Below are 6689 nucleotides of genomic sequence, written 5' to 3' on the forward strand. Positions count from 1 at the left end.
ACCCAATCGAAAAATAATTAACCTTGGTAATCCGTTATTACCTAAAAGACACCATTAGATAGGCCTGAACTTTGGCATTATTTCGAGTTAAGTGAGCAAATTAATTACAAATTAAAATAGAATATTTGTTACAAGCTGTTGAGCAATTGGGTATTACACATAAAAAAAACGCCCGTAGGCGCTTTGCGTTTATGTAATTAATTTATTTAACCTGAACTAGGGACAATGAATATGTATAACCCTATAATATCAATTAGTTACTATCACACTTCTACAATGGTTTTAATTGTTCGTAATTAAAGGCGAGAAAACTCCCAATAACTGGTTATTGGGAGTTTTCACAACACAGCTAATATAAGTGACTACACATAATTAGAGCTGTTGTCGTATTTTTCTTACCCCGAATTCAAGTTATTTAAGCAGGCTAAGGTTAGTTAAGCATAGCTAGCTGTATTTCATACTGCTCTTGTTCACGCTCAACATATTTACTCCATTGTTCAGCAGATTTTTGTGTGCTGCTAAATTGAGTTGCTTTATTGAATGCTGACAATGAGCGATCAAATTTTTTCAGATTAAAGTTGGCCATTCCTAAAATTAAATACATGTTGGCTACGTCTTTTTCATTATTTATAGTGTTATTATCAGCTTGTTTAGCTTGGTTAGAAAAACGGTTTAAAGCAACGTTCGATGCTTCAATCGCCGCTTGCCATTGCTCAGTATTTAAATAGGTTTGCGCCAATAATGCATCGTATTCGCCTGTTTGCGAAATATTACTTACGCGTTGTAATACCTTAATGGCTTTCTCGTCTTCTTTGGCTGTTAAATATGAACGAGCCAGACGATTTAAGTTATTTTCATCAGCAGTAACCGCACCTTGCTCTATAGCCATTTCTAACACTGCCGCACTTTTATAAGGTGCACCGTGGAATAAGTAAAGTTGAGATAAAGTACTAATGTCACTTTCTTCTACAACATAACCTGCTTGATAAGCAGCTTCCATTACTGCCATTTGTTTAGTTTCTTCACCAATTTCGCCATACATACTTGATAGTTGTAACCAATACTGTGGTTTGTCGTACAAACGCACCAGTTTTTCCATAACCTTAGTTACTTGTTTAGGCTGTTTTAATTCATAGTAAGTTGCACGCTGTAACGTAAGCCAATTTTCTTTTGGGTCTTTACCTTCAGCTTCAACTGACTCAATAGCCATTTCTGTATGTTTTAAACTGTTTACAAAGTCTTTATCTTGATAATAGACTTGCGCGAACAACATTTCTTGCGTCGCTGTTAATGGTTTTCCATTAAGTGTTTCCCATTCTTTGAGGTAAACCAACGCTTGCTTAAAGTCTTGCTGTTGCATGCTTAATTGCGCAAGAGAGTACAACGTAGATAATACCAAACTGTCTGGTATTTCAGTTTCTGCAACAACATTATTAAAACTTTCAATTGCTAAAGCTAGATCATCATTTGAATAATACATAAAGCCATAGAAGTTATATAACATAGCGCGTTCATAACTATTTAAGTTATCGAGTTGCTCTTTCACTTCATCCAGTACTTCAAAACCTGCTGCTTTATCACCCGCATCAGCAAGAGCTTGTGCGCGCGCTAATTGTGCATAAACACGATTACGCATTGCGGGTACTTTTTTACTAGCACGTGGTTCGTCAGCGCTACTTTCTTGTGTTGTGTCTGCGCTATCAGTATTTGCTTGTTCGGCAAAAACGTTGTTTGACGTTAGTGTCACGATTAAACTAAACACGGTTGTTAGTAATAAAGTGTTTTTGTTTCTCATAACTTACTCCTTAAATATATAAAGTGTAAAAATTAAAAATGCATTCCCAACTAATAATTAGTTCAGGAATGCTTGATTCATATCGCGTGTTTATTACGCAGTTGCTAAGCCCAATACTTAAGAGGCAAGGCTAGCCGTCAATTTCAAAACTAATTTTGTTTTGTACACCAGCAACTTCCATAGCAACACCGTCTACAACACGAGGCTTGTATTTAAATTTAGCTACCGCATCAAGTGCTGCTCTATCAAATACCCCTTCTGGCTCTGATTGCACTACAACCGCATCAGTAACTGCACCTGTTTTAGTTACAACAAACTCAACTACAACAAAACCTTCAATACCGCGAGATTGTGCGCGTCGAGGATAAACTGCGGCAACTTTAACAATGGGTAAGTAATCACCATCACCTGTGTCTAAACTCAATCCACCTGACAAGCCCATATCCGTTTGAATATCTGCCGCAAAACTACTTTTAGCTGCATTGGCATTAGGGTTAGATTGCTGCATTTGTGGTGCGTTCATCGGTGGTGGTGGCTCTTTTGGCTTAGCCGGTTTTTGTGGTTTACGTTCTTTTTTTACTACCGCTTCATCTTTTTTCAAGCGAATGAAATCTAGCACATTGCCTTTTGCAGGCTCTGTCATGACATCATTTCCACCAGCAATTAACTTTTGCATTCCCCAAAGTAGAAGAAAGGTCATGCTTATTGCTAATGCGCCTGCAATAACGTATCTAGCGCCACTGCGGATAATAACTTGTTGTGACATATTTGTTCCTTAACCTTTTTCCGTTAGCTTTATCATTAACTGTTATTTGCGTTAAAATAAAACTAGCCTTCTTGTGCGGCAATTGACACATCATAAACACCCGCTGCACGAGCAGAGTCCATCACTTTAATTAAGGTGTCTGTAGTCGCTTTTTTGTCGGCTTGAATAACAACCGTACCTTGTGGATTTTCCGCTTTTAAACGTTCAATGTTCGCTTGTACACTGCGTACATCAACTTTACGTTTGTTGATCCAAATATCACCTTTGTCGCTGATTGCTACTAAGATGTTAGCGCGCTCTTTTTTAACGGCGGTCGCGGCTTCTGGACGGTTAACATCAATACCAGCTTCTTTTACAAATGAAGCGGTAACGATGAAGAAGATAAGCAAGATGAAAACAACATCAAGCATAGGTGTCATATCAATTTCTTCTTTCTCATCTTGATCTTGTAACATTTGATTTAAATGACGCATAACTAACTCCAACAACTCTTATTTTGGGTAACTATTATTAGTGATTACTACTTATTGCTATTTCATGTTTTGTTGTTTGCATGAAATACGCTTAACAATAGTGACCTGTTATTTTTTAAAGACCTTACTTTAAACTCTATGATTTAAAGTAAGGCCTAACACTAAGGTAAGCTTAATGCTTAACCGTTAGCTTATCGGCAAGTAACTCGGCTTCTTTTTTCGCATTACGACGTAACCAAGTCACTGTAAATACACCCGAAAGTGAACCAACCATGCCAGCCATAGTTGGGATCGTTGCGCGTGATACTCCCGATGCCATTGACCTTGCATTACCACTTCCAGAAATAGCCATCACGTCAAATACCTCAATCATGCCGGTTACTGTGCCTAACAGACCTAATAACGGACATAAAACAACAAGTGATTGAATCAGCGCTATATTGCGATTTAACTTAGTTGTACCGCGAGAAATTAACGCGTTACGTATTTGTGTGCTATTCCAAGAGGTTTGATCTTCACGACCTTTCCACACACTAACAATGTGTTTTCTTAAGCTACGGTAGCTATAAAAAACAAACACGAAGCGTTCAAAAATCAATAACCACATAATGAAGATTACGGCGGCAATCACGATTAAAACTTGACCGCCGGTATCCATGAATTCATTAATGGCATCAAACATTTCCATTAAAGCAATCACTAGTTATGCTCCTTGGCCTGCTTTCTCTTGGCTTTCAGATCTCTCAGCAATAATGCCCGTACTTTCTTGTTGTAAGATATTTACAATGTTGCGGCTACGACCGTTTAAGTAAGCAAAAATGAATACCATTGGAATTGCAACAACCAAACCAAGAACAGTAGTAACAAGGGCTTGAGAAATACCGCCAGCCATTAATTTAGGGTCACCGGTACCAAATAATGTAATCGCTTGGAAAGTGTTAATCATACCGGTTACTGTACCCAATAAACCGATTAGCGGAGCAACCACTGAGATGATTTTAATTAAGGTTAAGCGTTTAGATAACTTAGGTACTTCACGTAAAATAGACTCTGATAATTTCAATTCTAATGTTTCAGTGTCTAAGCCAGGGTTGTTGTCTTTAACCTGCATAACACGACCTAACGGGTTATCGTTTGAAGCAACTGGAGACTTAAGTTGACGCTCTACTTTTGAACCAATAATAACTAGGCTGATTAAACGTTCTAAAGCGATAAGTAAACCAACTAAACCGATAGCTAAGATGATGTAACCTACTGGACCACCTTGGTCTACACGTTCTTTTAAATCAGGTGCTTGTACTAACAAACTTAAAATTGAACCGCCTGTTGGGTCTAATGCAAACGCAGCCGTTTCACCAGAGCTATTGAATAAGTCAGTTGTGGTTGCTAAATAACGGCCCGATGGCTGTCTGATAAGCTCAGCAACAGTACCTGTTTCATCAATGTATTCTAGGTATTTACCATCTGAAATTAAGTTAAAACCACCAACGCGTGTAACCGTTTCATTGCTACGGTCACCGTTTGCTTTAACTACTTCACGGTCAAATTTAACAACCTTACCGCTTTGCGTCATTTCACGTTGTAATTCAAACCATAAGCGTTCAATTTCTGCAATTGAAGCAAGTTTTGAGCTAGACCCCATGCTTTGTGCAAACTCATCTAAGAACACACCGCGGCCAGGAATTTGCGCTGATATAACAGAAGTTTGAAATTTACTGCGCGTATCACCAGACACTTGCTGTAACACACCAAACAATTCTTTTAATTCACCTAAACGCTTATCAAGTGCATCGGCATTATTGGCTAAATCAATTTCATTGGCAGCAAACGCTTGCTCAAGCTCTACACTCAACTCTAACGCTTGATCACGTTGTTCGTTCATGTCGTTTAACATGGCTTGCTGTTGATTAACTTTCGCTTTAAATTCAGCTTCACGGGCTTTATTTTGCTTAGTTTGCGAAATATTACCTTGCTCTAATTGAGTAAGTAAGTCATCTAAGCTTACTGCTTCTTGGGCGTAACTAGCAGTGCTGAATGAAGCTATTGCAAATGTTGAAATAGCTAACGCTTTTTTGATTGTTTTAGTTACTGTGCTTTTCATTTTTGTAGGATTAATAGTCATCATTATTACTCTGCTTGTGACGTTGTGGCATTAGTCGGTGCTGAAACAGGTACCATAATCAAGTCTGGTGCTAACTGTTTGCGGGCGATACGTAAGGATTTATTAATACCTAAACGATAGTCTTGCGACAATTCTTGCCATTGGCCTTCACCGTTTGCAGATTGTTTCCATTCACCTAAACGACTACCGTCACGTGTTTGATAAACCAAGCTCACACGACCAATACGTAGAAAATCAACATCCATTGTTGTTCCATCAACATCTAAAAGACCGCTGTATGCTTCAATAGTACGCCCGTAATCCACTTCAATTTGATACGCTTCAAGTACACGACGAAACTTCTCAGACACAGAGATATCAGCACGTGTCATCATGGTTTTTAGATCGTCAACACGTTTAGCACGCTCTTCCGGTAAAAATGGAACATCAAGATTTACAAAAGTATCTAAAGTGCTAATCATGCGCGCCATTAACGGTGATATTTGACGTTCAATAACACTTACTTCTTCCATTGAGTTAGCTAACTGAGTTAGTTCGCTCATTTGGTTATCAAGTTGCGCTTGCATTTGTTGGTTATAAACAGTTAAACCATCCACTTCTTTCGTCACCACATGAAACTGCTGTAACTTGGTAAGTACCTGATCAGTTAAGCGATTTACTTTTTGCTGTGACTTGGCAGCTGAATCATTTATTTGCTGACCCGCATTAACAACATGTGTTAATTGATCATTGTCGGATGTCGCTAGCGCCTCTGAATATGACAGAGATGAAAACATTAAGCTTGTGGCACTTACGCTTAACAATAAACTCGCTTGCGCTAGTTTAGATAACTTCATAGGTTTACCTTCTTCACTAAAATTAATTATTTTTAAATAATTATTCATAATTAATAATGCTTAACATCAGAGCGCAGTATTGCGCGCTGCATCTTCAGCATTAACTGTATGCCGCGAAGTTTACCGATGAAATGTGACACTTAAACTGCAGAAATATGACACTTAAGTTTCAGTAATATTTCATTTTGATGACAGCCCATTTTAATTGGCTGTAAAGCGAATAAGTTATCGCTTTAATTGATTTAAATAAATATGATGGGCTTGTATAGTATAAAAAAAACGCAGCATAGACTTGGGAAATCTATACTGCGTAAAGTCAACAGGAATATGAATAATGAAATACAAATTTGTTCAAGCAATGGTTGTATTTAAATAAATCATGTTGAGCATTATGCGCAGTAGTTATGACATTAATATGACGATAATATTTCGAGTTAATGACAATATGGGGCTTGACTATATTACCGTCATTCCCACGTTGTCTTGGTGGGAATCTATTAATTACCGTCATTCCCACGTTGTCCTGGTGGGAATCTATTAATTACCGTCATTCCCACGTTGTCTTGGTGGGAATCTATTACTTGTTACTTTTTATTCTTGAGTGAGAATCCATTACATTGTGCTTTCTTACTTAAAACAACCAAACTGGATTCCCGACAAGCCACTTCGGGAATGACGTGGGTTGTTCGGGACGGAT

Annotated in this window: 6 protein-coding genes; all 6 read right to left on the reverse strand. The window is 38.1% G+C overall.

Going from position 1 to position 6689, the window contains the following annotated elements; all coding sequences use genetic code 11:
* Nucleotides 1-430: 430 nt before the first annotated feature.
* The 6 genes from CWS31_RS15930 to CWS31_RS15955 all read right to left on the reverse strand — a co-directional run bounded on the left by CWS31_RS15930 (nucleotide 431) and on the right by CWS31_RS15955 (nucleotide 5992).
* Complete coding sequence (locus tag CWS31_RS15930) at nucleotides 431-1795, reverse strand: tetratricopeptide repeat protein (RefSeq protein ID WP_101343686.1); 1365 nt, start codon at nucleotides 1793-1795, stop codon at nucleotides 431-433.
* A 130-nt stretch (nucleotides 1796-1925) separates the two neighbouring features.
* Nucleotides 1926-2561, reverse strand: coding sequence for an energy transducer TonB (locus tag CWS31_RS15935; RefSeq protein WP_101343685.1), 636 nt, complete (start codon nucleotides 2559-2561; stop codon nucleotides 1926-1928).
* 62 nt (nucleotides 2562-2623) lie between these two features.
* Nucleotides 2624-3034 carry an ExbD/TolR family protein gene (locus tag CWS31_RS15940; RefSeq protein ID WP_211355851.1) on the reverse strand — a complete coding sequence of 137 codons (411 nt, stop codon included), beginning with the start codon at nucleotides 3032-3034 and terminating at the stop codon, nucleotides 2624-2626.
* 172 nt (nucleotides 3035-3206) lie between these two features.
* On the reverse strand, nucleotides 3207-3734 hold the full coding sequence (locus CWS31_RS15945; protein WP_101343684.1) for a MotA/TolQ/ExbB proton channel family protein: 528 nt from the start codon (nucleotides 3732-3734) through the stop codon (nucleotides 3207-3209).
* A 3-nt stretch (nucleotides 3735-3737) separates the two neighbouring features.
* Complete coding sequence (locus CWS31_RS15950; RefSeq protein ID WP_246143569.1) at nucleotides 3738-5159, reverse strand: MotA/TolQ/ExbB proton channel family protein; 1422 nt, start codon at nucleotides 5157-5159, stop codon at nucleotides 3738-3740.
* Nucleotides 5160-5161: 2 nt separating this feature from the next.
* Entirely contained in the window at nucleotides 5162-5992 is an 831-nt protein-coding gene (locus CWS31_RS15955; RefSeq protein WP_101343748.1) for a DUF3450 domain-containing protein, read from the reverse strand.
* Between the last annotated feature and the right edge of the window lie 697 nt (nucleotides 5993-6689).

Source organism: Colwellia echini (assembly GCF_002843355.2).
Taxonomy (GTDB): domain Bacteria; phylum Pseudomonadota; class Gammaproteobacteria; order Enterobacterales; family Alteromonadaceae; genus Colwellia; species Colwellia echini.

What these genes read in the sequence shown, in the direction of transcription:
- CWS31_RS15930 (WP_101343686.1), bottom strand. Translation starts at nt 1,795, where the DNA reads ATGAGAAACAAAAACACTTTATTACTAACAACCGTGTTTAGTTTAATC.
- CWS31_RS15955 (WP_101343748.1), bottom strand. Translation starts at nt 5,992, where the DNA reads ATGAAGTTATCTAAACTAGCGCAAGCGAGTTTATTGTTAAGCGTAAGT.
- CWS31_RS15950 (WP_246143569.1), bottom strand. Translation starts at nt 5,159, where the DNA reads ATGATGACTATTAATCCTACAAAAATGAAAAGCACAGTAACTAAAACA.
- CWS31_RS15935 (WP_101343685.1), bottom strand. Translation starts at nt 2,561, where the DNA reads ATGTCACAACAAGTTATTATCCGCAGTGGCGCTAGATACGTTATTGCA.
- CWS31_RS15940 (WP_211355851.1), bottom strand. Translation starts at nt 3,034, where the DNA reads ATGCGTCATTTAAATCAAATGTTACAAGATCAAGATGAGAAAGAAGAA.